17 protein-coding genes and 4 tRNA genes are annotated in these 24781 nt (G+C 54.9%); 13 read left to right on the top strand and 8 right to left on the bottom strand.

The features are described 5' to 3' along the window. Positions 1–8: 8 nt before the first annotated feature. The 5 genes from ENI00_RS18265 to purE all read right to left on the bottom strand — a co-directional run bounded on the left by ENI00_RS18265 (position 9) and on the right by purE (position 5269). The gene (locus ENI00_RS18265) at positions 9–596 is read right to left on the bottom strand and encodes a LemA family protein (protein WP_304105645.1); all 588 of its coding nucleotides are present in this window, start codon (positions 594–596) and stop codon (positions 9–11) included. A gap of 36 nt (positions 597–632) precedes the next feature. Then, positions 633–2693: a putative bifunctional diguanylate cyclase/phosphodiesterase gene (locus tag ENI00_RS18260; protein ID WP_304105640.1), complete on the bottom strand. Its 2061-nt coding sequence runs from the start codon at positions 2691–2693 to the stop codon at positions 633–635. Positions 2694–2958: 265 nt separating this feature from the next. After that, the gene (sodB, locus tag ENI00_RS18255; protein WP_304105638.1) at positions 2959–3537 is read right to left on the bottom strand and encodes a superoxide dismutase [Fe]; all 579 of its coding nucleotides are present in this window, start codon (positions 3535–3537) and stop codon (positions 2959–2961) included. 90 nt (positions 3538–3627) lie between these two features. Then, positions 3628–4752: a 5-(carboxyamino)imidazole ribonucleotide synthase gene (locus ENI00_RS18250; RefSeq protein ID WP_304105634.1), complete on the bottom strand. Its 1125-nt coding sequence runs from the start codon at positions 4750–4752 to the stop codon at positions 3628–3630. 25 nt (positions 4753–4777) lie between these two features. Then, a complete protein-coding gene (purE, locus tag ENI00_RS18245; RefSeq protein WP_304105631.1) occupies positions 4778–5269 on the bottom strand; it encodes a 5-(carboxyamino)imidazole ribonucleotide mutase in 492 nt (163 codons plus the stop codon). Between the two features lie 172 nt (positions 5270–5441). Here purE and ENI00_RS18240 point away from each other — a divergent pair, with 172 nt between their 5' ends. The 4 genes from ENI00_RS18240 (at position 5442) to ENI00_RS18225 (ending at position 6855) form a co-directional block, all read left to right on the top strand. Further along, positions 5442–6416 carry a hypothetical protein gene (locus ENI00_RS18240; RefSeq protein ID WP_304105628.1) on the top strand — a complete coding sequence of 325 codons (975 nt, stop codon included), beginning with the start codon at positions 5442–5444 and terminating at the stop codon, positions 6414–6416. A gap of 131 nt (positions 6417–6547) precedes the next feature. Then, positions 6548–6623 (top strand) — tRNA-Val (locus ENI00_RS18235). A gap of 69 nt (positions 6624–6692) precedes the next feature. Then, positions 6693–6769, top strand: a tRNA-Asp gene (locus ENI00_RS18230). Positions 6770–6779: 10 nt separating this feature from the next. Continuing rightward, positions 6780–6855, top strand: a tRNA-Val gene (locus tag ENI00_RS18225). Between the two features lie 41 nt (positions 6856–6896). Here the strand turns inward: ENI00_RS18225 and ENI00_RS18220 are convergent. Then, positions 6897–8303 carry a 3-oxoacyl-ACP reductase gene (locus ENI00_RS18220; protein ID WP_304105625.1) on the bottom strand — a complete coding sequence of 469 codons (1407 nt, stop codon included), beginning with the start codon at positions 8301–8303 and terminating at the stop codon, positions 6897–6899. 109 nt (positions 8304–8412) lie between these two features. On the opposite strand from ENI00_RS18220, the gene ENI00_RS18215 reads away from it, so the two are divergent. From ENI00_RS18215 to ENI00_RS18190, 6 genes are all read left to right on the top strand, one after another. Beyond that, positions 8413–9750, top strand: a complete 1338-nt coding sequence (locus ENI00_RS18215) for an acetyl-CoA C-acetyltransferase (protein ID WP_304105622.1) — start codon at positions 8413–8415, stop codon at positions 9748–9750. Positions 9751–9841: 91 nt separating this feature from the next. Further along, positions 9842–9918: transfer RNA gene (locus ENI00_RS18210), tRNA-Met, on the top strand. Between the two features lie 296 nt (positions 9919–10214). Continuing rightward, entirely contained in the window at positions 10215–11081 is an 867-nt protein-coding gene (locus ENI00_RS18205; RefSeq protein ID WP_304105619.1) for a carbon-nitrogen hydrolase family protein, read from the top strand. Positions 11082–11126: 45 nt separating this feature from the next. Then, positions 11127–12800, top strand: coding sequence for a biotin carboxylase (locus ENI00_RS18200; RefSeq protein ID WP_304105616.1), 1674 nt, complete (start codon positions 11127–11129; stop codon positions 12798–12800). A gap of 65 nt (positions 12801–12865) precedes the next feature. After that, on the top strand, positions 12866–13867 hold the full coding sequence (locus ENI00_RS18195) for a C45 family peptidase (protein WP_304105613.1): 1002 nt from the start codon (positions 12866–12868) through the stop codon (positions 13865–13867). 96 nt (positions 13868–13963) lie between these two features. Further along, positions 13964–16750 carry an aminotransferase class I/II-fold pyridoxal phosphate-dependent enzyme gene (locus tag ENI00_RS18190; RefSeq protein ID WP_304105612.1) on the top strand — a complete coding sequence of 929 codons (2787 nt, stop codon included), beginning with the start codon at positions 13964–13966 and terminating at the stop codon, positions 16748–16750. On the opposite strand, the gene ENI00_RS18185 is transcribed toward ENI00_RS18190, so the two are convergent. After that, complete coding sequence (locus ENI00_RS18185) at positions 16751–17953, bottom strand: M24 family metallopeptidase (protein WP_304105609.1); 1203 nt, start codon at positions 17951–17953, stop codon at positions 16751–16753. It lies immediately after the preceding gene. 527 nt (positions 17954–18480) lie between these two features. On the opposite strand from ENI00_RS18185, the gene ENI00_RS18180 reads away from it, so the two are divergent. Beyond that, positions 18481–20274 (top strand): assimilatory sulfite reductase (NADPH) flavoprotein subunit, encoded by a 1794-nt coding sequence (locus ENI00_RS18180; RefSeq protein WP_304105606.1) that lies wholly within the window; start codon positions 18481–18483, stop codon positions 20272–20274. Beyond that, entirely contained in the window at positions 20274–21971 is a 1698-nt protein-coding gene (locus tag ENI00_RS18175) for an NADPH-dependent assimilatory sulfite reductase hemoprotein subunit (RefSeq protein ID WP_304105603.1), read from the top strand. Before ENI00_RS18180 ends, ENI00_RS18175 begins: the two co-directional genes overlap by 1 nt. Positions 21972–22065: 94 nt before the next feature. Here ENI00_RS18175 and ENI00_RS18170 read toward each other — a convergent pair whose 3' ends face one another. Continuing rightward, entirely contained in the window at positions 22066–23073 is a 1008-nt protein-coding gene (locus tag ENI00_RS18170; RefSeq protein WP_304105601.1) for a hypothetical protein, read from the bottom strand. A 231-nt stretch (positions 23074–23304) separates the two neighbouring features. Between ENI00_RS18170 and ENI00_RS18165 the strand changes: the two genes are divergently transcribed. Beyond that, positions 23305–24781 (top strand): autotransporter assembly complex family protein (locus tag ENI00_RS18165; RefSeq protein WP_349740435.1); only part of this gene is annotated, 1477 nt, incomplete at its 3' end.

Here is a 24781-nt window from a genome sequence, read left to right as displayed (position 1 = left end):
TCAGCGCCTCAGAAGGCCACCTTGGGCACTTGACGGGCCTCGGGAGACTCAAGCTCTAGCTGAGCAGTTTCCTTGAACGCAAACATGCCGGCAATCACGTTGTTGGGGAACTGTTCGCGGAAGATGTTGTAAGTCATCACAGCGTCGTTATAGGCCTGACGGGCAAAGGACACCCGGTTCTCGGTGCTTGACAGCTCTTCCATCAATTGCTGGATGGTTTCATTGGCTTTCAGGTCCGGGTAGTTCTCTGCCACCGCGTAAAAGTTGGCCAGGGCTTTGGTGAGCAGATTCTCGGCTCCGCCAAGGCGCTGGATTTTGGTACCGTCTCCGGGATCTTTGGCCGCATCTTTCTGGGCGCTGACGGCGTTGTTTCTGGCTTCCATAACCTGAGTCAAGGTTGATTTCTCATGCACCAGGTAGGCCTTCGCCGCTTCGACCAGGTTGGGAATAAGATCGTGCCTGCGCTGGAGCTGGACATCAATCTGTGCAAAACCGTTTTTGAACTGGTTACGCAGAGACACCAGGCGGTTGTAGATGAAAACCAGATAGATTGCCACGATGGCAATAACGATCAGGCCGATAATGGTAGTGCCCATGGCAACTCCTCACAGGTAATGAATCCGGACAGTGGATCAGGCGTTATTTTCTACGATTTTCTGGTGGAATCCCTGAACAAATGTCTCAAAATCCGAAGGGCGCACAGGTTTGCTGAAGAAATACCCCTGTGCCAGCTTGCACCCCCGCTGGCTGAGGTAGTACTCCTGCTCTGCTGTTTCCACGCCCTCTGCAACCACCGTAAGGTTGAGACTTTTGCCAAGGTCGATAATGGTGTTGGCAATTTGGGTATCCTCTTCGTTAATCAGAAGATCCCGTATAAATTGCTTGTCAATTTTCAGGTGCTGTACCGGCATTTTTTTGAGGTATGTAAGAGATGAATAGCCGGTGCCAAAATCGTCCACGGCAATGCTGATGCCGGCACGGTTCAATGCGTGCAGTTTGGCGACCGCATCCGAAAGGTTCGTCATAAAACTGGTCTCCGTGACTTCCAGTTCCAGGCGGCCAGCGGGAATGTCATGGCGCTTCAGCGTGTTGAGAATGTCATCGACAATGCGCTCCTGGCGTAGCTGTACGGCAGACAGGTTTACCGCAATGCGCAGGTACAGGCCTTTATCGGCCCAGAGTTTTGCCTGCAGGCAAGCCTGATCCATTACCCACTGACCGATTTCTACAATGGAGCCGTTGTTTTCCGCGACCGGAATAAAGTAGTCCGGCGGCACCAGGCCGCGCACGGGATGGTCCCAGCGTAGAAGCGCCTCGGCTCCGATAACCCGTTTTGTTTCCAGGTTTATCTGAGGCTGGTACACCAGATAGAACTGGTTAAGAGTCAGAGCCTGGGAAAGATCTTTCTCCAACTGTTTGCGGTCGCGTATTTCCTGATCGATGCTTGCGACATAAAACTGGAAGTGATCCCGGCCTTTCTGCTTGGCCAGCATCATGGTTTGCTCGGCGCTCTGGAGCAGCCTGTCCGGTTGGATAGCGTCGGATGGGTAGAGTGCAATGCCCAACGTTGCGGTGGTGGAAATGTTCAGGCCTTCCATTCCCATGTTCTCGCTGATTCCCGCCAGAATAGCTTCTGCTGTGTCTGCCGCCTGGAAACCATCTTTGAGTGCTTTCTCAACAACAACAAATTGGTCGCTCCCAAGCCGGGCAATGGTAAAGCGCGAACCGCTCAGATAGTTTATGAGTCGGTCTGCCACAATTTGCAGGGTGAGATCTCCAGTGTGGAAACCGCATTGATCGTTGATGGATTTGAAGTCATCGATGCCGCAAACGGTTACCGACAACAACGAATTATTGCGTTTCGACTCTTCAATGTCGGCCTTCAACAGTTCCATAAAACTGTCCCGGCTAAGTAGCCCGGTCAACTGATCGTAGCGGGCGAGCCGGTTAACCTTGTCTTCGGCGTCACGGTGGCGCGTCTGGCTTTCACCAATGGCGATAAGCAGAGTATTGGTGGCGCCCACCCAAAGCCCCAGTTCGTCTTTTTCGTGGCCTGCGGGCGTGTCAACCAGCCGGTCGTCCGGGTGTGCTGGGTCGACCTGTTTTACAGAGTGCACGATGCGCAATAACGGGCGAGTCAGCAGCATGTAAAAAACAAAGAACAAAACCATGCCGAGAATAACCGCTGAGGCAATGCCCGAAATGAAAGTAACAATGGCACGGCCAAGCCACATGTGGGCTGCCGGCGCGGTGTCGTAGCGAACAACCAAAAAACCGTACACGGTACCGGAACCGTTGCTGCGGACTAACTCTGTGCGGAACTTGCGCTCAGGGTCGAAAATCCAGTTGATCAACGGCCGGAGTGCACTGTCGCTCAAGGGGCGCTCGCGGCTGCTCAGGGGATCGCCGTTGGTGTGAAGAATCTGGACCAGATGAACGGCTTCCCGGGCAAACAGTCCGTCCACCACCTGTTTTGCCAGGTCTGCGTCTATGCTGAACACGGCCTGGGTGGCCGCATCCTTAACGATGGCAATGGTCTGGTTGGCCTGATTGTTCAGGTCATTGGATACGCGATAAGCATCGAGTACCACCTGTATGGCACTGACAATTACACCGCTGACCAGTGCAACCGCAATTATCCATCGAAGGATTCGGTAGCCAAGGCGGTTTTCAACCTCAAAGGTTTTTTGCATTCAGACCCGTTTTCAAGCTGTTCATCAGACGTCCATATTCTGCTAGCAGACACGTGTCAGCGAATCAACATAACACATCGTTCAGAGCGCGGATTATGGTTCGGGTTAAATAAGCTGCATGATGTAATCATGATAGTCTCAAATACTGGAGAATACTGACGTTTCAATTTGTAAGTTTTATGAGTAGCCACAAAAAACGCCCGCGTTTAGCGGGCGTTTTTCACTTAGCCGTGATCGGCTGAGTCTGCAAAGCACATCAGACTGTTCAGGCCAGGTTTTCGTTCACGAAATCCCAGTTGACCAAGTTCCAGAAGGCTTCCAGATAGTTCGGGCGAGAGTTGCGGTAATCGATGTAATACGCGTGCTCCCACACATCAACGGTCAACACTGGCTTGTCAGCACCCGTCAGCGGTGTTTCCGCATTGCTGGTGTTGGCAATGGCAACGCTGCCATCGGATTTCTTCACGAGCCAAGTCCAGCCCGAGCCGAAGTTGTTGGCGGCCTTATCGTTAAACTCTTTCTTGAAGTCTTCGAAGGAGCCAAACGCTTTCTCAATGGCTTCTTTTGCGGCGCCTTTGGGCTCACCGCCGCCATTCGGGCTCAGGCAATGCCAGTAGAAAGTGTGGTTCCATACTTGGGCTGCGTTGTTAAACAACGGCCCACTTGCGCTTTTGATGATGTCTTCGAGCGACTTGTTGGCGTTGTCCGTACCTTCAACCGCGCTGTTGAGCTTGGTTACGTAGGTGTTGTGGTGCTTGCCATAATGATATTCGAGGGTTTCAGCCGAAATGTGTGGTTCCAGTGCGTTCTTTTCGTACGGTAATGCCGGAAGTTCAAAAGCCATGAGGTCGTTCTCCCTGATTCTCTCTGTTTTATTGAATGTCACTGCCTAAATATAGGGCCGGTTTGAGCAATATCAACCCCGTATGGCAATTCAGCGCTCGCGGTTCACGTTTAGCGAGCTGTTGAATTCGGGGCAGCCGGGCAGGAACTGCACGCAGTTTTTGACTCGCCACACCAGTTCGGCGTAGCTGTCCGCCAACACGTTCACGTGACCAAGCTTTCGGCCTGGTCGTTCCTTCTTGTTATAAAGATGCACATGAGCGTATGGCAGTTCCAGCAGGCGCTCGATATCGCCGTGTTCTGCAACGATATTGATCATACAGCTCAGTCCCCGGGCTGCGACATTGCCCAGCGAATGGCCGCTGACAGCCCGGATGTGGTTTTCAAACTGGCTGGTCATTGCGCCTTCGATCGTCCAGTGCCCGGAGTTATGAACCCTGGGTGCCATTTCGTTTGCCACCAACCCGTCTGCGGTTTCAAACAATTCAAGTGCAAGTACGCCCACATAATCGAGTTCGTTAAGCAGGGCTTTAATGTAGAGCTCTGCGTCTTCCTGAACGTGTTTTTCCAGTCTCGGCGCCGGCGCGATTGCGTAGCGCAATATGCCGTCATGGTGCACGTTTTCAGAGATGGGGTAGAAGGCTAGCTGGCCGTCTTCGCCGCGTACGGCGATAATTGAAACTTCGCGGCTGAATTCAACAAACTTCTCAACCATCAATTTGGGGTGCCCGATAGAATCCCAGGCCGCATCCGCATCTTCCGGGCTTTTCAGCACGGCCTGGCCTTTGCCGTCGTAGCCTTCGGTGTTGGATTTGGCAACGACCGGGCAACCCAGGCTTTGGGCTGCGGCTTTCAGGGATTCGGCGCTGTCTGCCACTTTCCACCGTGGCGTGGGAATTCCAAGCTCTCCAAACAGTGTTTTCTCGGCTTCGCGGTTCTGGCAAACCTGCAGTGCCCGGGGGCATGGGTGAACCGGCTTTTCTTTTGCCAGCTTCTGAGCAATCTCTACAGGAAGGTGTTCAAATTCGTAGGTGACGCGATCAACACGAGATAAAAAATCGTCCAGATACCTGCCTTCGCGATCAATAATCACTTCGCCCAATCCGGCGCTGGGGCTGCCTGACATATCGTAGAAAACAAAGGTTTTGGCCAAGGGATATCCGGCAAGGGCAAGCATTCTCCCCAACTGGCCGGCGCCTAGTACACCAATTCTCATGTGCGGTCTCCTGCTGGGAAGTAGCTTACTGATCTTTCGGATCAGGGTTGTCCATAATCGCCTGGGTTTGCGTTGCCCTGAAGTCATCGACCGCTTTGCGGGCACGCTCATCAAAGGTGCCAATAATCTGGGCCGCAAGTAAACCCGCGTTGGTGGCGCCGGCGTTGCCAATCGCCAGGGTGCCTACGGCGATGCCGCCGGGCATTTGTACGATAGAGAGCAGCGAGTCGAGGCCGTTGAGCGTTTTGGACTGAACGGGCACGCCCAGCACTGGTAACGATGTCTGGGATGCAATCATGCCGGGTAGGTGGGCTGCGCCGCCGGCGCCTGCAATGATGACTTTGAGGCCGCGGTCGGAGGCGGTTTTTGCGTAGTCGAAAAGCAGATCCGGTGTGCGGTGGGCCGAGACGACCTTGGTTTCATAGGCAACGCCGAGTTTTTCGAGCATGTTGGCGGCGTGTTCCATGGTGGGCCAGTCAGATCTGGAGCCCATGATAAGTCCTACAAGCGGCTGCATACGCAACAGTCCTGTGATAATTGGAAAGCCAGACATTGTATGTTTTGGCTAACGACCATGCAAGGTGGGTATTTTGGTGCTTTACACGGTGGCGCGTCGAGATTTCAACCTGTGAACAACTGCATGTATTATCAATGCCAATTAATTGAACCGTCCCTATTCAGGAGCTGTAATGGAACCCATCCGTCCAGATGACGATGAACTGAGAGCCGATCGGCCTTTTGGGGCATCGGAGAAAAAGGCGCCAGTTCAGAGGAAACCGGCACCGGTAGCCGAGCGCGCAGGTGGAAAGCCCAGGCCACCGAAACCGGCCAAGGGCGGCACAAGCGATAACCGTGGAGGTGGTGGCGGATCGAGTCTGGGCATGTTGTGGTTGCTGGTCATCGTGGTGGGGGTTGCCGCTGTTGTGGGGTGGTACTCCCAGAATCAGCGGATTCAGATGCTTGAGGGGCAGTTGGAGGAGGCGGATTACTGGGCGCGTCAGAGCAAATTGGCCTTGGCGAGGTTTGAGGGCGATCTGTCGGAAACGGGTGAGAATCTTCAGGAGCGGGGAGCGTCGCTGTCTGATCAGATGGTCTCCCATAAAAAGCAGCTTGATGACGCGGATAGCGAAATCCGTAAGCTGTGGGTTGTCGCCAATGAGCGTAACAAGAAGCGACTGGATGATCATCAGGAGCGGATTGCAGCATCAGAGGCCGGTCTTGCAGACAGCAAGAAAGCGCTGGCGGATGTAAGCACGACGGTTGAGAAGGTCAGGACGTCTTTGGCGGCCGATGTGGCCTCGCTAACAAAACAGACCCGGACATCGGTGTCGGCTCTGGAAGGCGCAAACCGGCAGGCAACGGACCAATTGACGTCCCTGGGTAAGCAGGTGGCAAACGTGGATCAGGTGGTTGAGCGCCAGGTGCGGCGTTTTGAGCAGGAACAAAAACTCGGTATCAGCGGAATAGAGGGGCGCTTGTCGGCGCTTGAAAAGAAACTCGGGGACCTCTCCGGAGGCGGGCGTGATAATGCCGTCACAAATGAGCTGGCTGCGCTGAAGAGGAATGTGGATGCAATTGACTCGTCCAGGGCTCAGCTTACATCGCGACTCGTGCGTTTGTCAGAGGAGGTTAATCAGCTTCGTAGTCAGGTTTCGGGCCGGTAACGGATTTCCTGAAAAAGATTTGACACCGCCGGGCAAATGCTTAAAATGCGCCTCTCACTTAGTCGAGCAATGATGTCTGTACGCAGGCGGCATTCGCAGATTCAAGTGGTGCTTTTGAAAGATCCCGGAGCGGGTGGTTAGCTCAGCTGGGAGAGCATCGCCCTTACAAGGCGAGGGTCACTGGTTCGATCCCAGTACCACCCACCATTTTCTTTCAAGGCAGGCATCGGGCAGTTGAGTTCGGTGCGCGGTTCAGGCTTAATGCCGAATCGATGCGGAGCGGTAGTTCAGTTGGTTAGAATACCGGCCTGTCACGCCGGGGGTCGCGGGTTCGAGTCCCGTCCGCTCCGCCATTTTTTCCCTGGGTGGTTAGCTCAGCTGGGAGAGCATCGCCCTTACAAGGCGAGGGTCACTGGTTCGATCCCAGTACCACCCACCAGATTCGAAAAAGGGCAGGTCCATTGGACTTGCCCTTTTTTATTACCTGCCGATCAGTGACTGCCCACACACGCGCACAACGTTCCCGTTAACGCCGCTGGAAGCGGGGCTGCAATACCAGGCAATGGTTTCTGCAACGTCCACAGGCTGCCCACCTTGCGAGAGGCTGTTCATGCGTCGCCCGGCCTCGCGCAGCGTCAGGGGCATGGCGGCCGTCATTCGGGTTTCAATAAAGCCCGGGGCGACGGCGTTAATGGTAATGCCGTTCTTCACCTGCTTTGCCATGGCTTCCACATAGCCGATGACACCGGATTTGGCCGCAGAATAGTTGGTCTGCCCGAAGTTGCCAGCGATGCCGCTGATGGACGAGATGCAAACAATGCGACCGTCTTGATGAAGCAACTCCCGGCTCATGAGCTCATCGTTAATGGTTTCTTCCGCCGTCAGATTCACCGCGATGGTCATATCCCAGAAATGTTCGGGCATGTTGCCCAGGGTTTTGTCACGGGTGATGCCTGCGTTGTGAATGACCAGGTCCACCCCGCTAAAGTGCTTTCCTATATAGTCTGCGATTTTTGCCGGCGCGTCCTGGCTGGTTATGTCGCAGGCAAATGCTTTGCCTTTAATAGCGCGCATCACGTTCTCGAGATCGTCCATGGCCGGTTCAATGTCCAGCCCTATGACCGTTGCGCCATCCCGCGCCAGAGTTTCCGCGATTGACGCACCAATGCCCCGTGAAGCACCGGTTACCAGCGCTACCTTTCCGGCAAGCGGCGCAACCGGATTTGTGGTCGGCGCGCTGGTGGTTTTACCGATGCGTACAAACTGGCCTGAAACATACGCTGACCGGGCAGAAAGGAAGAAACGAAGGCTGGATTCGAGCTGTTTTTCTGCATTGGGCGCTATCCAGAGCAGGTTCGCCGTTGCACCTTTTTTGCCAATCTCCTTGCCGACACTTCTCATGAAGCCTTCCAGCGCCTGTTGTGCGGCTGCCTGGGGCGCTTTGCGACAGGTTGCCGGGTTTTGGCCGATGATCACAACGCGCGCGTTAGCGCCGAGGTTTTTAATCGTGGGGTGGAAAAAATCGTACAGAGCGCGAAGATCGCCCGGGGTTTTCAAACCTGTCGCATCAAATACCAGAGCTGAGAATTTGGTGTCTGTACCTGAGGCTAGATCCAGCGTTTGAGCTTTGTTTCCGGCTTTTGATGAATCTTCCAGAGTTGCTTTACCACTGGCATGATAAAGCGTCGCAGCACTGGCGCTGAGAACGCTGCCAATGGTCGCGATCGCTTTGCCGCCGTTGCCTGCGCCCACGAGTACGTTACCCTCAATGAACGGCTGGTCCGCGCGCTTGCGTCTCTTAAGCGGCACGGGCGAGGGCAGTCCCAGCGTTTGTGCGGTGGCTTTACCCATCGGTGTATTGACAAGTTTCAAATAGATGTCAGACATGGTTTCGCCCTTGCGTTGCTAAGATGTGTGGAGCATGTTGGATAGCGCTGGACCGCCATCCATCAAGCCCTCGCTTACCTGAAACGTATAATAGAGAAAGGATATCATCATGGCACAGGCTCAGAAGTCCAACCAGAAGAAACCCGCCGCCCCGAAAGTGTCTGGAAAACGCACCCAGGGTATTCGCCCCGTGGCCATTATTGGTGGCAATCGGATTCCGTTTGCCCGCTCCAATACGGCCTACCGCAAGATCGGCAATCAGGAGTTGTTGATTGCTGCGCTGCGAGGGCTGGTAGATCGCTTCGGCCTTCAGGGGCAACGCTTGGGTGAAGTGGTTGCCGGTGCCGTGATCAAGCATTCCAGCGACTTCAACCTGACCCGCGAAGCCGCTATGAGTTGCGGTCTGGCGCCTGAAACTCCAGCCTACGATATTCAGCAGGCTTGCGGCACCGGGTTGGAGGCGGCCATTCTGGTGGCTAACAAAATTGCTCTGGGCCAGATTGAATGCGGCATTGCGGGCGGTGCGGATACAACATCGGATGCTCCGATTGGCGTGAGTGAAGGATTGCGGGAGATCCTTCTTGACCTGAACCGGGCCAAGACCACCGTGGACAGGTTGAAAATTCTCAGCCGTTTTCGCCTCAGCGATCTCAAGCCACAACTGCCACAGAACGGCGAACCCCGCACGGGACTCTCGATGGGAGAGCACGCGCAGATCACCGCTGATGAATGGTCTATCCCCCGGGACGAGCAGGATCTGTTGGCTTGGGAAAGCCATAAGAAGCTTGCACAAGCCTACGAGGATGGTTTCTTTAACGACCTGATGACGCCGCTGGCGGGGCTTGAAAAGGACAATGTCCTGCGTCCCGACACCACGCTGGAAAAACTGGCAACGCTGAAGCCGGTTTTTGATCGTGAGCACGGTACTCTCACGGCTGCCAACAGCACGGCCTTGACCGATGGTGCCTCCTGCGTGCTTTTGGCCAGCGAAGCGTGGGCAACAGCCAACAACGTCGAAGTTAAAGCCTGGCTGACGTTCTCTGAGGTGGCGGCGGTTGATTTTGTTGATAAAAAAGAAGGGCTGTTGATGGCTCCGGCTTACGCTGTGCCGCGACTTCTGGAGAAGGCAGGGCTTACGCTACAGGATTTCGATTTTTATGAAATTCACGAAGCGTTTGCGGCGCAGGTTCTGTGCACGCTCAAAGCCTGGGAAGACCCGGCTTTCTGTAAAGACAAGCTGGGCCTGAACAAACCCCTGGGCAGCATTGATCGCGAGAAACTGAACGTGAAAGGCAGTAGCCTTGCCACCGGCCACCCATTCGCCGCAACCGGCGGCCGCATTGTTGCCACTCTGGCCAAACTGCTTGAGGAAAAAGGGCGTGGCCGAGGCTTGATTTCAATCTGCGCGGCAGGCGGCCAGGGCGTAACGGCTATTGTTGAGCGATAAGTTGCCCGAAAATTGGAATAGTCTTTGACAGGCCCGGTTGGTCACCGTACTATGCGCGCCTCGGTGATCAAGAGGTCGCCAACCAGTTTGATGCGGGGTGGAGCAGTCTGGTAGCTCGTCGGGCTCATAACCCGAAGGTCGTAGGTTCGAATCCTGCCCCCGCTACCATATAAAAGAAAGGCAGATCAGTAATTTACTGGTCTGCCTTTTTTGCGTCTGGGACAACCGTCCAAATTGCTTTTCGACAGACTCCGGTATTTGACATAAGCTTGTATTAGTCACATTCTCAAGCATATCCAAGGCAGATTTGCCGAGAGTTGCGGTAAGAAAACGTTATCCAATCCATTGACTTAATCCAGCTACACGGGGCTTCGAGCCAAATTTCTGGGTTCGTCCGGGCTCGGCCCGATTCGAAGCGCCGCCAAAAGTGTCGCTAAAGTCGTATCGCTAAATGAAGGAACGCGATGTCTTATTTCACAATAGCCGGTGTGCAGATGCACGCCCCGCATCACGGCGACAATACCGAAGCCATGCGCCAGCGCATCAACATTATGATGGCGCGGTTTCCTCAGGTGCAGATGGTGATGTTCAGTGAATTGGTGGCCAATGGCGCCTCCACTCAACATGCGCAGCCGTTCCCCAGCGCAATGGAAACCATGTTCTGCGAGCTTGCGGTACAGCACGGCATCTGGCTGATTCCGGGTTCAATGTTCGAACGTGACGGCGACAAGATCTACAACACACTGTCGGTTATAAACCCCCAAGGGGTCGTGGTGTGTCGCTATCGCAAGATGTTCCCATTCCTGCCCCACGAGCAGGGCGTTGAAGGCGGCAACGAGTTTGCGGTTTTTGACGTGCCGGACGTGGGTCGATTCGGGGTGTCCATCTGCTACGACATGTGGTTTCCCGAAACCACCAGAACGCTCGCATCGATGGGCGCTGAAGTTATCTTGCACCCAACAATGACCGATACCGTTGATCGTGATCTCGAACTGTCCATTGCGCGCACCAACGCGGCTATCAATCAGTGTTATTTCTTTGACTTTAACGGCGCTGGCGCAATGGGTAACGGTCGTTCGATTGTGGTGGGCCCCTCAGGTGATGTGATTCACCAATGCGGTGTGGGCGAGGAGATCGTGCCAGTGGAGGTGGATTTCAATCGCGTTCGCCGCGAGCGTGAGCGCGGCCTTCACGGCGGGTTGGGCCAGCCGTTGAAAAGTTTCCGGGATCGCAGCGTAGACTTTTCCCTCTACAGCAATGAAAACCGATCCAGCCCATTCCTCGACACGCTGGGGCCGCTGGCCAAGCCCGTTAGGAATGAGGTCTACTAATCAATAAAAAGCCGTAAGCCCGGCGCCACAGTAGCGGAGAAGCCAATGTCCCGACATCTGTTTGACCGATTACGAAAAATGATCGCACACTGGTTACTGCCGAGTGAGCACAACGATCAGGCGCCGGCCACGCCCGAGCCCGGGGAGAGCTCTGTCGCAGGTGATCCCAAAGCCGCGAAAGACGTTCCTTTTCGGAACGCTAAGGTGGTGCCCGAAGACGTTGTGCAAGAACGTTCTACTAAAGGAGTGAAAGGAATGGAAAAAATAACAAGCATTTCTGATATCCGTCGTTATTTTCACAATAATAAAGAGCCGGTGTACTTTATCTCGGCAACCAACTTCAACCTGCTGGGCATCGGTGACTGGGTCGGCAACTTCCGGCACATTACCTACATAGACTGCTTTGACGGCCGACAAAAGAATATCTTTGTGCCCAAGGAGAAGTTCCCCCGGGATTTCGAAAGCATCGAAGATATCAATAATTATCTTCTGGAGCACAAGGAAGTTATCGACTACTTGCAGTCCCGGGGAGGAAAGGGCACGGCGGCCTTCCTTATGTTCAACGAACATACCGAAGAAATCTGCGACCAGGTGGGTCTGCGCATTGCCTTCCCGCCGGCCGAATTACGCTCACGGATGGACAACAAGATCGCGACCGTGCGGATCGGCAACAAAGCCGGCGTTCCGAGCGTGCCGAACGTTCTGGCCAAGGTGGACAGTTACGCCCATTTGCAGGAAGTCAGCGCGGAACTTGGTACCGATCTGGTTATCCAGTCGGCCTTCGGTGACTCGGGCCACACCACTTTTTTTGTCTCTAATGAAGATGAGTATTACAAGTACGCAGAGGAAATTGAAGCCGAATCCGAAGTGAAGATCATGAAGCGGATCAATTGCCGGGGCTCTGCAATCGAGGCTTGTAGCACCCGTTGCGGCACCGTCGTGGGGCCGCTGATGACCGAACTGGTCGGATTCAAGGCGCTGACGCCCTATAAAGGCGGCTGGTGCGGTAACGAGATGTTCGCGGGCGCCTTTACTCAGGAAGTCCAGGACAAAGCCCGGGAGTATACGCACAAATTTGGCGAGGCTCTGCGCGAAGAGGGTTACCGCGGCTATTTTGAACTCGATTTCCTGATCGATACGGATACGGACCAAGTCTACCTGGGTGAATTGAATCCGCGGGTTACCGGCGCCAGTTCACTGACCAACGTCGCGGCGTTCGCCCATTCAGATGTTCCTTTGTTCCTGTTCCATCTGTTGGAGTTTTCCGACCAGGACTTCGACATCAACGTCGAAGAAATCAATGATCGCTGGTCGCAGCCGGACAGCATCGACAGCTGGAGCCAGCTTGTTATCAAGCACACCGATGAGTCGGTCGACCTGCTGACCCAGGCGCCCCAGTCCGGGGTATGGCGCATGTCGGAAGACGGCAGCATTGGTTACGACCACTACAGCTACCATCCGCACGCGGCTGAGAGCGAGCAGGAAGCCTTCTTCATGCGCATCAGCGGCGTGGGTGACTTCCGCTACGAAGGCGCCGACCTTGGCATACTGATCACTCGCGGGCGCCTGATGGACGACGACTTCCAACTGACCCCCCGGGCGAAAGCCTGGATCGACGGTATCCGCGGGCAGTTTGCCGGCCAGGTATTGCAAGATCCAGCGGTGGAAGCAGCGGCGGTTAATCACGCCATCGGTGGCAGCAACTTCAAAATACTGTGAAGGCCAACGCGACAGGAGGGGCGGAAGCCCCTATCCGATCGGCCGTGCCGGGCGGTTCCGATACCATGCAAAAACAGCTGATTTTTGAGACAGTGCATGAGCCGGAGCCAGGGCCAAAGTGGCAGCGCCTGTTTGATCTCCACTGGCCGGCCTATGAACGCTGGTATCTGTCGGAGACAGAGCGCGAGCGGCCCAGTTATCTGGCCTGCTATAACGCGCTGAACCGGCATATGCCCGAATTGATACCCACGTATCGGCAACTGTGCGACCTGTCTGGTGGCAGCGATCTGTCGTCGAGATTGCTCAGCCTCTATCGGCCGCCGGCCTACATAACCGGCTGCTCTCAGGCAGCATTTGCCGACGCGCAGGCAAACGTACTGGTGCGTAACTACGATTATCCGCCGGAACTCTGCGAAGGCACGATCCTTTCAACCTGCTGGAATGGCCGTCGGGTTATTGCGATGTCGGATTGTCTTGTGGGTGTGCTGGATGGTATCAACGAAAGCGGGTTGTCGGTTTCATTAGCCTTTGGTGGGCGCAAAGCGGTGGGCGACGGATTTGGCGCGCCCATTATCCTGCGCTACATCCTCGAGTTCTGTGACACCACGCCGGAAGCGGCAGAGGTCCTGGCCCGGGTGCCCACGCACATGGCCTACAACATTACGGTGACGGATGCGCGCAAGCGGTATGTGACCGCTATGATCGCGCCCGACCGTCCGGCGTCGATCAAGCGAATACCGGTGGCAACCAACCATCAAAAGCGGATCGAATGGTATGCCCATGCGCTGGCGTCAGAAACGCTGATCCGCGAGCGACAGCTGTCGATACTGGTCGGTGATCCCGCCACAACGAAGGAGCGGTTGATTGCAGCCTTTGCAGCGCCGCCCCTGTTTCGAACGGATTATCGTCGCGGTCTGGGCACCATATACACTGCGGCTTATTATCCCAACGAAGGAATCGCCCAGTACCATTGGCCCGGCGGTAAATCATTGGACCTGTCTTTCGACCATTTTGAAGAGACGTCCGTGGACATCCGTTATGACATTCGTGCCAGAGTCTCGGGGTAGCGACCGGGGAGGCACATGAGTATTTGCGCTTTGCTGCCGATCATTGGCGGTTGGCCATAAATCCCGTCTGAGAACCCAGGGACAAAAGGTGAAATCATGAGCGAAATAATAAAAGAGACAGAAACCGCGTACACAGCCTTGGCCTTTTATCACAAGATCACTCAACTGCGAGCCGATACCTGGAACGCGCTGAAACGGGATCTTGGCCGTATTATCAAGATTGGCGACGCGGGAGAAATGAAACCCCTGGCCAAGTCAATTGATATCAAGCTCACCCGCCTTGAAATCATCGAGGATTACCACGCATTCCCGTCCAAGGAGGATTTCCGGCATCTCTGGGCCCTCTACAACCGGCATGATTTCGTTCAATTGGAGAAAGTGGTCAAGCGTCTTGTTCGGGCGCTGATCAGTGAGTCCTACCGCCGCCGCAACGTCGATCTCAGTGAAAATGATTCGGACGCCGAAAATCTCGAGGCGATTGATGCTCTGGCGCAGTTGCGGCGCGGCCACCCGGCTTCCAACAGCTCGGCCCAACCTTATTTCGAAGTGCTGATGGTCGATGCGATGTCGTCGCAAGAGGAAGAAGTGGTCCGTGAAGCGTTCCACAATTTGCGCCGCCCGGAAGACAAGTTTATCTATGACATCGTTACGGTCAGAAGCTTCGAAGACGCGCTGATTGCAATTCTGGTCAATCCCAACATCCAGGCCTGCATGATCCGCTATGAATTCCCCTACAAGTCGAAGTATAACCTCAGTGCCCTACGAAATTATCTCGAAGGTCTCTCTGAGAAAGAACTGGAAAACAAGACCGAAGCCGAGCGCAGCCTTTTGCTGGGTTCTATGATTGGTGAGATCCGCCCGGAGATTGACCAATTCCTGGTGACCAGCGGCGATGTCGAAGTGACCGCGAGTAGCGATATTCGCCACTTCAAGCGCATTTTTCATCGTGAAACGGATTACATCGAACTACACCACACGTTCATGCGGGCGATTGAAGACCGCTACCGCACGCCGTTCTTCGATGCCCTGCGCGAATACAGCCGCAAACCTACCGGCGTATTCCATGCCATGCCGATCTCCCGGGGCAAGTCAGTCACCCGATCCCATTGGGCCGGGCAGATGATCGACTTTTACGGTATCAACATTTTCCTGGCGGAAACGTCGGCCACGTCCGGGGGGCTGGATTCACTGTTACAGCCCTATGGCCCTATCAAGAAAGCTCAGGAGTATGCCGCCCGGGCATTCGGTTCACGTCAGAGCTTCTTTGTGACAAACGGCACCTCTACCGCCAACAAAATTGTGGTTCAGGCGCTGGTCAAGCCGCGGGATATCGTATTGGTTGATCGTGACTGCCATAAATCCCATCACTACGGCATGGTTCTGTCGGGCGCCCACGTTGCGTACCTGGACTCCTACCCGCTTAACGACTACTCCATGTATGGCGCCGTGCCATTACGTGAAATGAAGAAGGCGCTGCTCAATCTCAAACGGAACGGACAGCTTCATAAGGTCAAGATGTTGTTGTTGACGAATTGCACCTTTGATGGCGTGGTCTACAACGTGCGCCAAGTGATGGAGGAGTGCCTGGCCATCAAGCCTGACCTGGTGTTCCTCTGGGATGAGGCCTGGTTTGCCTTTGCCACCTTTAACCCGACCTATCGGCCACGCACCGCCATGCATGCGGCCCGCACACTGCGGGACCGCTACCGCAGCGACGAATATCAGGTGGAATACGACGCCTGGAAAACCGAATTCGACAAGCTGGATCCGGACGATGACGCCACCTGGTTGCACAATCGCTTGATGCCGGACCCTGACGCTGTGCGGGTTCGGGCTTATGCAACTCATTCGACCCACAAGACACTGACATCTCTGCGCCAAGGGTCGATGATCCATGTTTATGATCAGGATTACCGTCAGAAAGTGGAATCCTCTTTCCACGAAGCCTACATGACTCACACGTCCACTTCGCCTAACTACCAGATTGTGGCATCCCTGGACGTGGGGCGAATGCAGGCCGAAATGGAAGGCTTCGAGCTGGTTCACGCCCAGGTTGAGGCGGCACTGACCCTGCGCGAACAACTCTATACGAACCCGTTGTTGAAAAAATATTTCCAGGTGTTGGTCAACAAGGACATGATTCCGCTGGAGTATCGTCAATCCGGTGTCGATACGTTCTATGACCCCAGTAGCGGCTGGAACAAAATGGAAGAGGCTTGGGCACATGACGAGTTCGTGGTCGATCCCAGCAGAATCACCATGGCCATCGGCAAATCCGGCATCGATGGTGACACCTTCAAGAACGAATACCTGATGAACCAGTTCGGGATCCAGATCAACAAGACGTCCCGCAACACCGTGCTGTTCATGACGAATATCGGAACCACTCGTGGTTCGATCGCCTATCTGTTGGATGTGCTGATCAAGCTGGCCAAGGGCTTTGACCGGCGTTGGGAGGAAAGCAGCCGGCCGGAACGCAAGATTATTGAAAACAAGGTTAAATCCCTGACCGAGGACTTGCCGCCCCTGCCGGACTTCAGCCGCTTCCACGATGCGTTCAAACCCAACCTGGACAGTCCCGAAGGCGACATTCGCCGGGCCTACTTCCTCAGTTATGACGAAGAAAATACCGAGTATCTGCGCTTTGATAATGGTGAGCTGCAGAAACAGATGGCTAAGGGGCGTGATGTGGTGTCAGCCAGTTTTGTGATCCCGTACCCCCCGGGTTTCCCCGTTTTGGTGCCGGGTCAGGTGATCAGTGAGGAAATCCTGCATTTCCTGCAGGCGCTGGACGTCAAGGAAATTCACGGGTATCGGCCGGAGCTGGGCCTCATCGTTTATAACGTTGAGGCCTTGGAAAAGACCATTGCCGGCGAAGACTGACTAGGCTGTTTTTTCGTCGAGGGATAGCGTATTCGTCGTGATTCTCTCGGCCCCTGTGGGCGTAATGCGTACCGTTTCACTAAAGCCGACGCCAAACTCGCCCGGTTTGCGCAGGCAAATGGGAAGATGAAACACCATGTTCTCCTCCAGAACGGCCTCGTTATCTGTGGCTATGAACATTGAGCCGGCGACCCAGGATGGCGGAAACGTTGCGCCCACCGGATAGCCGAATACGCCTGAGAAAAAGGCGCGGTCAACGATAGGTGCCAGTGCGGCCTCGCCTGCGCGGGCAGCCGAGGCGAAGGTTGAGCCGGCTCGCGCGGCAGACATCACCGCGTTCAGAACGTCAAGGCAGATCCTGTGAAATTCACGGATTTCAGCCGAAGCCTCACCGACCACGGCGGTGCGCATCATGGGCGCGGTGTAGCGCCGGCGAACGGCGCCTAGCTCAGTGAACACCACATCGCCACGTGCAACCTTGTGACCGGAATGATTGGTATGAATGATGCCGCTGCGCGCGCCCGTCGTCACAATCGGTTGCATACTCATAAATTCGCTGCCAGCGCCCAGCATGGCACTGGCGCCTGCCCGGGCGATTTCATGATCCACCACGCCCGCTCGTATCACCGTCGCCGCCGCGTCCAGGCCGGCGCTGGTGATGGCGGCGCTCTCGGCAAGGTAGATCAGTTCGGCGGGTGATTTAACCAGGCGAACACGGTCAATTAATGTGCCGAAATCAATAAACGTAGCTGAATTCAACGTGATTCTGAGTGCCGAAAGCAGCCCTGGCCGCAAGGAACCCGCCCAGGGATTGAAGCCGATCCGCGGCGTCGAGGTGCCCGCTGTACGTTGTATCTGGGCAGCCAATTCGCTTGCGACCGTTTCGGGAGCCTGCCACGGATAGCCGATAACGTCGTCAACCCGGCTCAGGTACACGGCAGGGCCCATTTCGATAGCGGGCACGAACAGCACGGTTCGGTCAGTGGCGACCAACAGCACGCATTGAACCGAGACCTCGAAGGTCGTATATCCGGTCAGATAGCACAGCTCCCCGGCGTCGGTCAGCAACAGCAGGTCAAGACCGGCTTTAGCCATCTGCTGACGAACGGAGGCCAGCCGCGCTTCGTATTCACTGGGCTCAAACGCTAATACGGGCTCGGGGAACTGGTGTTGCAGCTTTTCGCGGTAGGTATGGTAATCCATAGGTTGATTGCTCGCTCTTCCGGGAACCAGCTTTCATTAGGCGCTTTTTGGTTCCCGGAATGCAAGACGAGGATTGCCGCTCAGCTTTGGGGTTTGTGCGCGGGCAACCGATTCAAAATACGGAACGCTGAACAAGGCGCCCCGGTGTAACGACCAGAACGTCGTAACCAATCTCCCGACCGTCTGTCAGTGTGATCCGATAACAACCACCTGATGGGTATTAGAGGAGGCACTCTGGGACATTTAAAAGATTCCTTTATAGCGCTGTCGAGGATAAGAATGAGGACTCCCAGCTTAGAATGATTCTGTTATTCCATGAAATGATTAATATCATTTCTCATAGAATAATTAAGAATATCGTTAATATAATTTAAAATCAGTGAGTTAGTCTATATATCGATTTCCTCGATTTATTTGTCCTAAGTATTCCATTTTATCGTTCATTATGGGGTTCATACAGTGTCGGCAGGTTTCACTCATGTTTGGTGCGAAACCAACTTTTTTACAGCCCACACGGATCATCCAAAATGACGACAGATCTGAACTCGTCTCCGCTTTCCGGGGATCAGCAAGCACGTTTGGGAGAGCTTCTTTCCGGTATGAATGAAGGGCAGCTTTTCTGGCTTGCGGGTTTTCTCGCCGGCAAATGCGCAGGGGGTTCCGCTAATGCGGATGCCCACACCGCGACGGCTCCCACTTCTGCTGCCGCTGAACTGACGATTCTGTTTGGTTCGCAAACTGGTAACGCCGAAGAGCTGGCACAGCAACTGGCGGCTCGTGCTGCAGACAAAGGCGTGTCTGCCAAGGTAGTCGACATGGCGGACTACAAGCCTAAGCAACTTAAGAAAGAGCAGTACCTGGCGGTGCTGACGTCAACGCAGGGTGAGGGCGATCCGCCCGACAACGCGCTGGATTTCCATGAATTTATCAACGGCAAAAAGGCCCCCAAATTAGAAGGCCTTCGTTACAGCGTTCTTTCGCTGGGCGATTCCAGCTACGAGCATTTTTGCAAAACCGGCCAGGATTTTGACAGTAAGCTTGCGACTCTGGGAGCCACGGCTCTGGCCGAACGGGTCGATTGCGATGTCGATTACGAAGACCTTGCCGAAGACTGGATTAACCGTGTGCTGGAAACCATTGCCGTGGAAGCCGGTGCCAATCAGCCCGCGGCCGCCAATACGGCAGCCGCAGAGCAGGCACCAACCTCGGCCTTCAACCGCAAAAATCCTTACGCAGCCGTTATTCTGACCAACCAACTGCTCAGCGGCCGGGGTTCCGATAAAGAAGTGCGACACATTGAGCTGTCGTTGGAAGACTCCGGACTCGCCTACAAGCCAGGCGACGCCTTGGGCATTTACCCGCAGAACAGCCCGGTTCTGGTCAGCGAACTGTTGGAAACGCTCGGGTTTGATGGTGATCAGGTTGTGTCTGCCGACGAACGCGACATCTCGTTGCGGGACGCGTTGGCGTTTTACCGTGAGATCACACTGCTGACCCCTCCTCTGATGAAACACTGGGCAGACCTTGCAGAGGACAATGTCCTGAAAGCGATGGTAGCTGACAGCCGCGAGCTGAAGGCCTGGACGGAAGGGCGCGACGTTCTTGATCTCATCCAGGCCTGGCCGGTTGCAACCCTGGCACCACAGGAGTTAGTGAACGTGCTGCGTAAGCTTCCTCCCAGGCTGTATTCGATCAGTTCCAGCCAGGCGGCGGTGGACGACGAGGTGCACATAACCGTGGCAGCGGTGCGCTACTCAAGCCATGGCCGGGATCGCCAAGGTGTTGCGTCTGGCTGGTTGTCTGACCGGATGAGTGAAGGGGACAAGGTTCGGGTTTATATTGATCCGAACAAGAAATTTGCCCTGCCTGAAGATACGGCACCGGTGATCATGATTGGCCCGGGCACCGGCGTTGCGCCGTTTCGTGCATTTTTGCAGGAGCGGGAAGAGCGACAAGCCGAGGGCGATAACTGGCTGTTTTTCGGGGATCGTCGGTTTCGCAGTGACTTTCTCTATCAGTCGGAATGGCTTAAGTGGCGCCGTGATGGTTTGCTGACACGGCTGGACGTGGCTTTCTCACGGGATCAGACTGAAAAGCGATATGTTCAGCATTGCCTGGAAGAGAACAGTGCGGAGGTTTGGGCCTGGTTGCAACGTGGCGCCAGCCTGTACGTGTGCGGCGATGCTGACAAAATGGCACCGGATGTGCACCAGGCGTTGCTGGGCATTGCCAGTAAGCAGGGTGGACTGAATCAGGAGCAGGCCGAGGATTACCTGCGCCAGCTAAACCGGGACAAACGTTACCAGCGGGATGTGTACTGATGAGTGAGAAACTGCCTGAAGCCGAAGTGATCAAGCGCGAAAGCAATTACCTCCGTGGAACCATTCTGGAAGGATTGGCTGACCGCACCACCGGCGCTTTGTCGGAGGACGATACCAAACTCACCAAGTTCCACGGCTCCTACCAGCAGGATGACCGGGAAGTGCGGGATGAGCGCCGGCGTCAGAAACTTGAGCCGCTTTACCAGTTTATGGTGCGCCTACGTTTGCCGGGCGGCGTGCTGACGGCAGACCAGTGGTTGGGGCTGGACCGGATTGCCGATGAGTGTGCCAATTCCACGCTGCGCCTGACCACGCGCCAAACGTTCCAGTTCCATGGTGTGTTCAAGGAACAAATGCAGCCGTTCATGCAAAAGATACACGCCCTGGGCCTGGACAGTCGCGGAGCCTGCGGAGATGTGAACCGTAACGTGATCAGCAACGTGAACCCTCATCAGTCGCAGTTGCACGGCGAAATTCACGAGTTATCTCTGACGATCAGTGAGCGTTTGCGCTGGCGTTCTGCCGCGTATGCGGAGATCTGGCTTGGGGAAGAGTGCGTTGAAAAGCTGGGTGAAGAAGAGGAACCCTTCTACGGGCAAAAGTATCTGCCTCGCAAGTTCAAAATTGCGCTGGCGGTACCTCCGGAGAACGACTGCGACGTATTCGCCAACGACATTGGCCTGATTGCCATTGTGGAAGACAGCCAGATTCGCGGCTTCAACGTGGTGGTTGGCGGCGGCATGGGGCTGACCTACGGCGACCCGGCCACTTATCCACGCCTGGCTACTATGGCGGGCTATGTGCCAAAAGAGCAGATTGTGGATGCCTGCGAGTCCATCTGTGCCATTCAGCGAGACTTTGGCGATCGCACCAATCGCGCTCATGCCCGCTTCAAGTACACCATTGACGACCATGGCATGGACTGGTTCCGGGAACGCTTTGAGGAATACCACGGGCAGGCCTTTGAGAAGCCGCGTTCATTCAGCCTGAGCCGCAACGGCGACCGGTTTGGTTGGGTTGAAGGTGAGGATGGCAATCAGCATCTGACGCTTCTTATTCCTACCGGCCGGGTGGCGGATACCGAAAACGGTTTGTTACGAACGGCCCTGCGCAAAATTGCTGAAGTTCACGGCGGCAGTTTTCGCATTACCTGTAATCAGAACCTGATTATCGCCAACGTACCGCCCAAGCAAAAGGCGGCGGTTGATGCCATCGTAGAAGAATACAAACTGGATGCGGGAAATCGCAGCTCGCCGCTACGCCAGAACTCTATGGCCTGTGTTGCTTTTCCCACCTGCGGTCTGGCGATGGCGGAAGCCGAGCGCTTCTTGCCCGAGTTTGTCACCCGTGTGGAACACACCATGGCGGAAGAAGGGTTGGAGCCAGACGCGATCAATCTGCGCATTACCGGTTGCCCAAATGGCTGTGCCCGGCCGTATCTGGGTGAGATAGCGCTGACAGGCAAGGCGCCTGGCAAATACAACCTGTATCTGGGTGCGGATTTTTCAGGCCAGCGCATGAACCGGCTGTATAGGGAAAATATTGATACGGAAACCGTTCTGAAGGAACTGAGGCCGTTGTTCCACGCTTACCAGCAGGAACGCAATGCTCAGGAGCGTTTTGGTGATTTTCTTGTCAGGGTTGGTATTGTAGAGCATGAACGCACGCCGGCGATGTTGCATCAACCATTGAGATGAACCGGATAGCGCACAAGGAGTCTTATGAATGACGCAGAAACCAGAGAGTGGGAACGGCTTGCTTTTGTGGCGGGGAGAGATGGCGTAACCGCGGCTAAGGTAGCTGCTCTCGCCAGCGTTTTACTTTGACCTGGCCTTTCATGGCTTCAATGATTTCGTTGATCAGCGCGATCAACGCGTCGTTTTTGGCTTTGGCTGATCCCGAGTCGCCCGGGCTGCTAATAAAGGTGTTCACTATATCTTCAATAAAGCCGTGGTTTGAGGCGGAGGCCAGGTCTTCCAGAATTTGCTGGATAACGTTCGCCACAATATCGCCAACAGCCTCTTCAAGAGTTTCTTTAATAGTCGACCCCACGACGGGCAGATATTTAAGCCGCGACAGTTCGACGTTCTGTTCCAGTGCATGATCAACCCGTTCTTCAAGGTAAATTCTCAGCACCCCCCTATTAGGTATGTAGCTCTCTTGGGCCGCCTTTGCGACGCGTTGTGAAATCCAACCGGCCAGCATCTGGCGCCGCGGATACAGTATCTCGTTCTGGATTTTCTCGAACAATGGAGAGCCCAATTTTATCTCGTACTGAATGCCGCTCAGAACTTTCGCGACAATGCGATCAGAAAGCTCTTCCATGAAGGCTTCGTAGTAAAAATTGATAAAGCGGTAAATTCCGGTGCTGGTAACGTCGATTATCTTGTATTGGTGCAGGCGATACACAATGGAGATAACCCGCAGAACCCGTAAGAATCGCAGGCTGCCCACAGGGATACAACCAACCGCGTCGTACCAGTGTATGAAGGGATAGAAGTACCAGCGATCGTATACTTTGGCCTTGACTGAATAGCCCCAGCGGATGAAAAACTCGGTCAGGAAAACCGCAACGAACAACAAATCGTAGAAGATGAAGTTCTCGTGTATCGGGTTGTATGCAGCCTGCAGCGTCGGTAGATGCTCTTTCAGGAGGTTTTCGACAGCAACGAAGTTATAAATGGAGTCGCCGATAATGAACGCGAGATTGATCATCAAAAGGCCCAGCATCAAGAAGTCGATAATAAGCCAGATGAGCTGGTGGCTCGACTTCAGGTTCTTGCGGTTAATCTTCAGCATTCGCGGGTGCCCGTTCTCTGTGGTGTAATAGCCATGTCAGTAATATCGACAGGTTAGCGTATTTGGGCCTGGCCGACGACTCGCCGAGAGCGCAGATTAACTTGACCGGTTGATACGAAACTCTCACGCTTGAGCGATGATGACTGTTATCACTATTGCCACTCTCGTCACTCTCATCATTTTCATCACGACCAACACTGAAACAGCCGGATGCTATTACTGGATAATATTTTGAAATCGGGCCGAATCCGGCTACTAAGCCTGCTGCTTTTTTTGTGGTCTTTCCCGGCGTTTGCCAGTCAGGTTGAGGTTCGTGTCAAAGGTGACTATCCCGGGCTTCAGGAAAACGCCGAAGCGTTCATTGGCAAGGTGGAGGGCCGCAGTGCCAGTAACCTGCGGCGGTACGCATCAACAGCGTCCAGCCAGGCCAGCAAGGCATTGCGGGCCCTGGGCTATTACAGCCCGGTTGTGGATTGGCAGGTAGAAGAGGGTGAATCCGAAAAACCCGCACGGTTGATTTTAAACATCACTCCAGGCGATCCGGTGCGGATCAACTCCCGAACCGTTGATATCCGGGGCGCTGCAGCCTCTGATTCGCGCTTTACCGACGACCTGCCCATTCATCCTGCAAAAGGCGATGTTCTGAACCACGGTGACTACACCAACCTCAAAAACACCCTGCGGACCCGGGCCCAACGGCGCGGCTACTTTGATGGCCAGCTTGCTACCCACACGCTCGAGGTTGATCCCAAAGCCCTGGAAGCCGATATTGATCTGGCGTTCGATAGCGGTGATAGATATCGGTTGGGCGAGGTGACGTTTGAAGAGGGGCACTGGTTCGAGACTCGTCTTCTGCACGAATTTGTCACCTTTGAGCCGGGAGAGCCGTACCATGCAGACGAAATCGCCAAGCTGAACAGCGATCTTCTGGGCAGCGGTTATTTCTCGGGCGTGGATATCGACGCAGTGCCGGGAAACGCGGAAAATGGCGAGATTCCCGTGCGCGTTGCGGTCACTCGCAGAGATCCCCGTTCCATCGCGACGGGCCTGGGTTTTTCCACAGATGTCGGGCCGCGCTTTCGGGGTACCTGGCGTGAACACTGGGTCAATCCGATGGGGCATAAACGCGGTGCCGAAACGGAACTTTCCGGGCTGCGTCAGAGTCTGAGTACTTGGTACGAGTTGCCGCTGGATCCGCCCATGACAGACTCGTTTCGTCTCACGGCAGGTTATCAGCGCGAAGATATAGAGAACGTAAAGTCGGAGCTGTTGACGTTGGGGCAGCAGTGGCAGCACCAGTTGGATGATGGCTGGTTGCAGGTTTTATCCGTGCGTTGGGAAGGCGAACGTTTCAATATCGGCGACGACGAAAAAGGCACAAGTACGCTGCTGTTGCCGGGAGTGGCCTATTCCAAGCTGCACGCAGACTCACCTCTGGATCCGTCTCGGGGCTATCGACTGCAGATTGATGTAAGCGGCGCCCACAGGGCGGCTCTCTCCAGTGTGGATATCCTGCATGTGAACGCGCTCGCCAAAGGCTTGTTTACACTTGCCGGAAAGCATCGTTTTCTGACCCGTTTCCAGTTCGGGGGCGTAGCGACTAACCAGTTTGAGGACGTGCCGCCTTCGTTGCGTTTCTTTGGCGGTGGCGATCAGAGCGTGCGCGGTTACGGATACCAAACCCTTTCGCCGGAGAATGATAACGGTG

It is taken from the genome of Marinobacter antarcticus (assembly GCF_011049865.1).
In the GTDB taxonomy this organism is placed as follows: domain Bacteria; phylum Pseudomonadota; class Gammaproteobacteria; order Pseudomonadales; family Oleiphilaceae; genus Marinobacter; species Marinobacter antarcticus_A.
Note: the sequence above shows the minus strand (reverse complement) of the source record. Positions and strands in the feature narration are given on the sequence as shown.

Excerpts from the sequence above, each read along its gene's own strand:
- ENI00_RS18265 (WP_304105645.1), bottom strand. The coding sequence starts at position 596 with ATGGGCACTACCATTATCGGCCTGATCGTTATTGCCATCGTGGCAATC.
- ENI00_RS18260 (WP_304105640.1), bottom strand. The coding sequence starts at position 2,693 with ATGCAAAAAACCTTTGAGGTTGAAAACCGCCTTGGCTACCGAATCCTT.
- sodB (WP_304105638.1), bottom strand. The coding sequence starts at position 3,537 with ATGGCTTTTGAACTTCCGGCATTACCGTACGAAAAGAACGCACTGGAA.
- ENI00_RS18250 (WP_304105634.1), bottom strand. The coding sequence starts at position 4,752 with ATGAGAATTGGTGTACTAGGCGCCGGCCAGTTGGGGAGAATGCTTGCC.
- purE (WP_304105631.1), bottom strand. The coding sequence starts at position 5,269 with ATGCAGCCGCTTGTAGGACTTATCATGGGCTCCAGATCTGACTGGCCC.
- ENI00_RS18240 (WP_304105628.1), top strand. The coding sequence starts at position 5,442 with ATGGAACCCATCCGTCCAGATGACGATGAACTGAGAGCCGATCGGCCT.
- ENI00_RS18220 (WP_304105625.1), bottom strand. The coding sequence starts at position 8,303 with ATGTCTGACATCTATTTGAAACTTGTCAATACACCGATGGGTAAAGCC.
- ENI00_RS18215 (WP_304105622.1), top strand. The coding sequence starts at position 8,413 with ATGGCACAGGCTCAGAAGTCCAACCAGAAGAAACCCGCCGCCCCGAAA.
- ENI00_RS18205 (WP_304105619.1), top strand. The coding sequence starts at position 10,215 with ATGTCTTATTTCACAATAGCCGGTGTGCAGATGCACGCCCCGCATCAC.
- ENI00_RS18200 (WP_304105616.1), top strand. The coding sequence starts at position 11,127 with ATGTCCCGACATCTGTTTGACCGATTACGAAAAATGATCGCACACTGG.
- ENI00_RS18195 (WP_304105613.1), top strand. The coding sequence starts at position 12,866 with ATGCAAAAACAGCTGATTTTTGAGACAGTGCATGAGCCGGAGCCAGGG.
- ENI00_RS18190 (WP_304105612.1), top strand. The coding sequence starts at position 13,964 with ATGAGCGAAATAATAAAAGAGACAGAAACCGCGTACACAGCCTTGGCC.
- ENI00_RS18185 (WP_304105609.1), bottom strand. The coding sequence starts at position 17,953 with ATGGATTACCATACCTACCGCGAAAAGCTGCAACACCAGTTCCCCGAG.
- ENI00_RS18180 (WP_304105606.1), top strand. The coding sequence starts at position 18,481 with ATGACGACAGATCTGAACTCGTCTCCGCTTTCCGGGGATCAGCAAGCA.
- ENI00_RS18175 (WP_304105603.1), top strand. The coding sequence starts at position 20,274 with ATGAGTGAGAAACTGCCTGAAGCCGAAGTGATCAAGCGCGAAAGCAAT.
- ENI00_RS18170 (WP_304105601.1), bottom strand. The coding sequence starts at position 23,073 with ATGCTGAAGATTAACCGCAAGAACCTGAAGTCGAGCCACCAGCTCATC.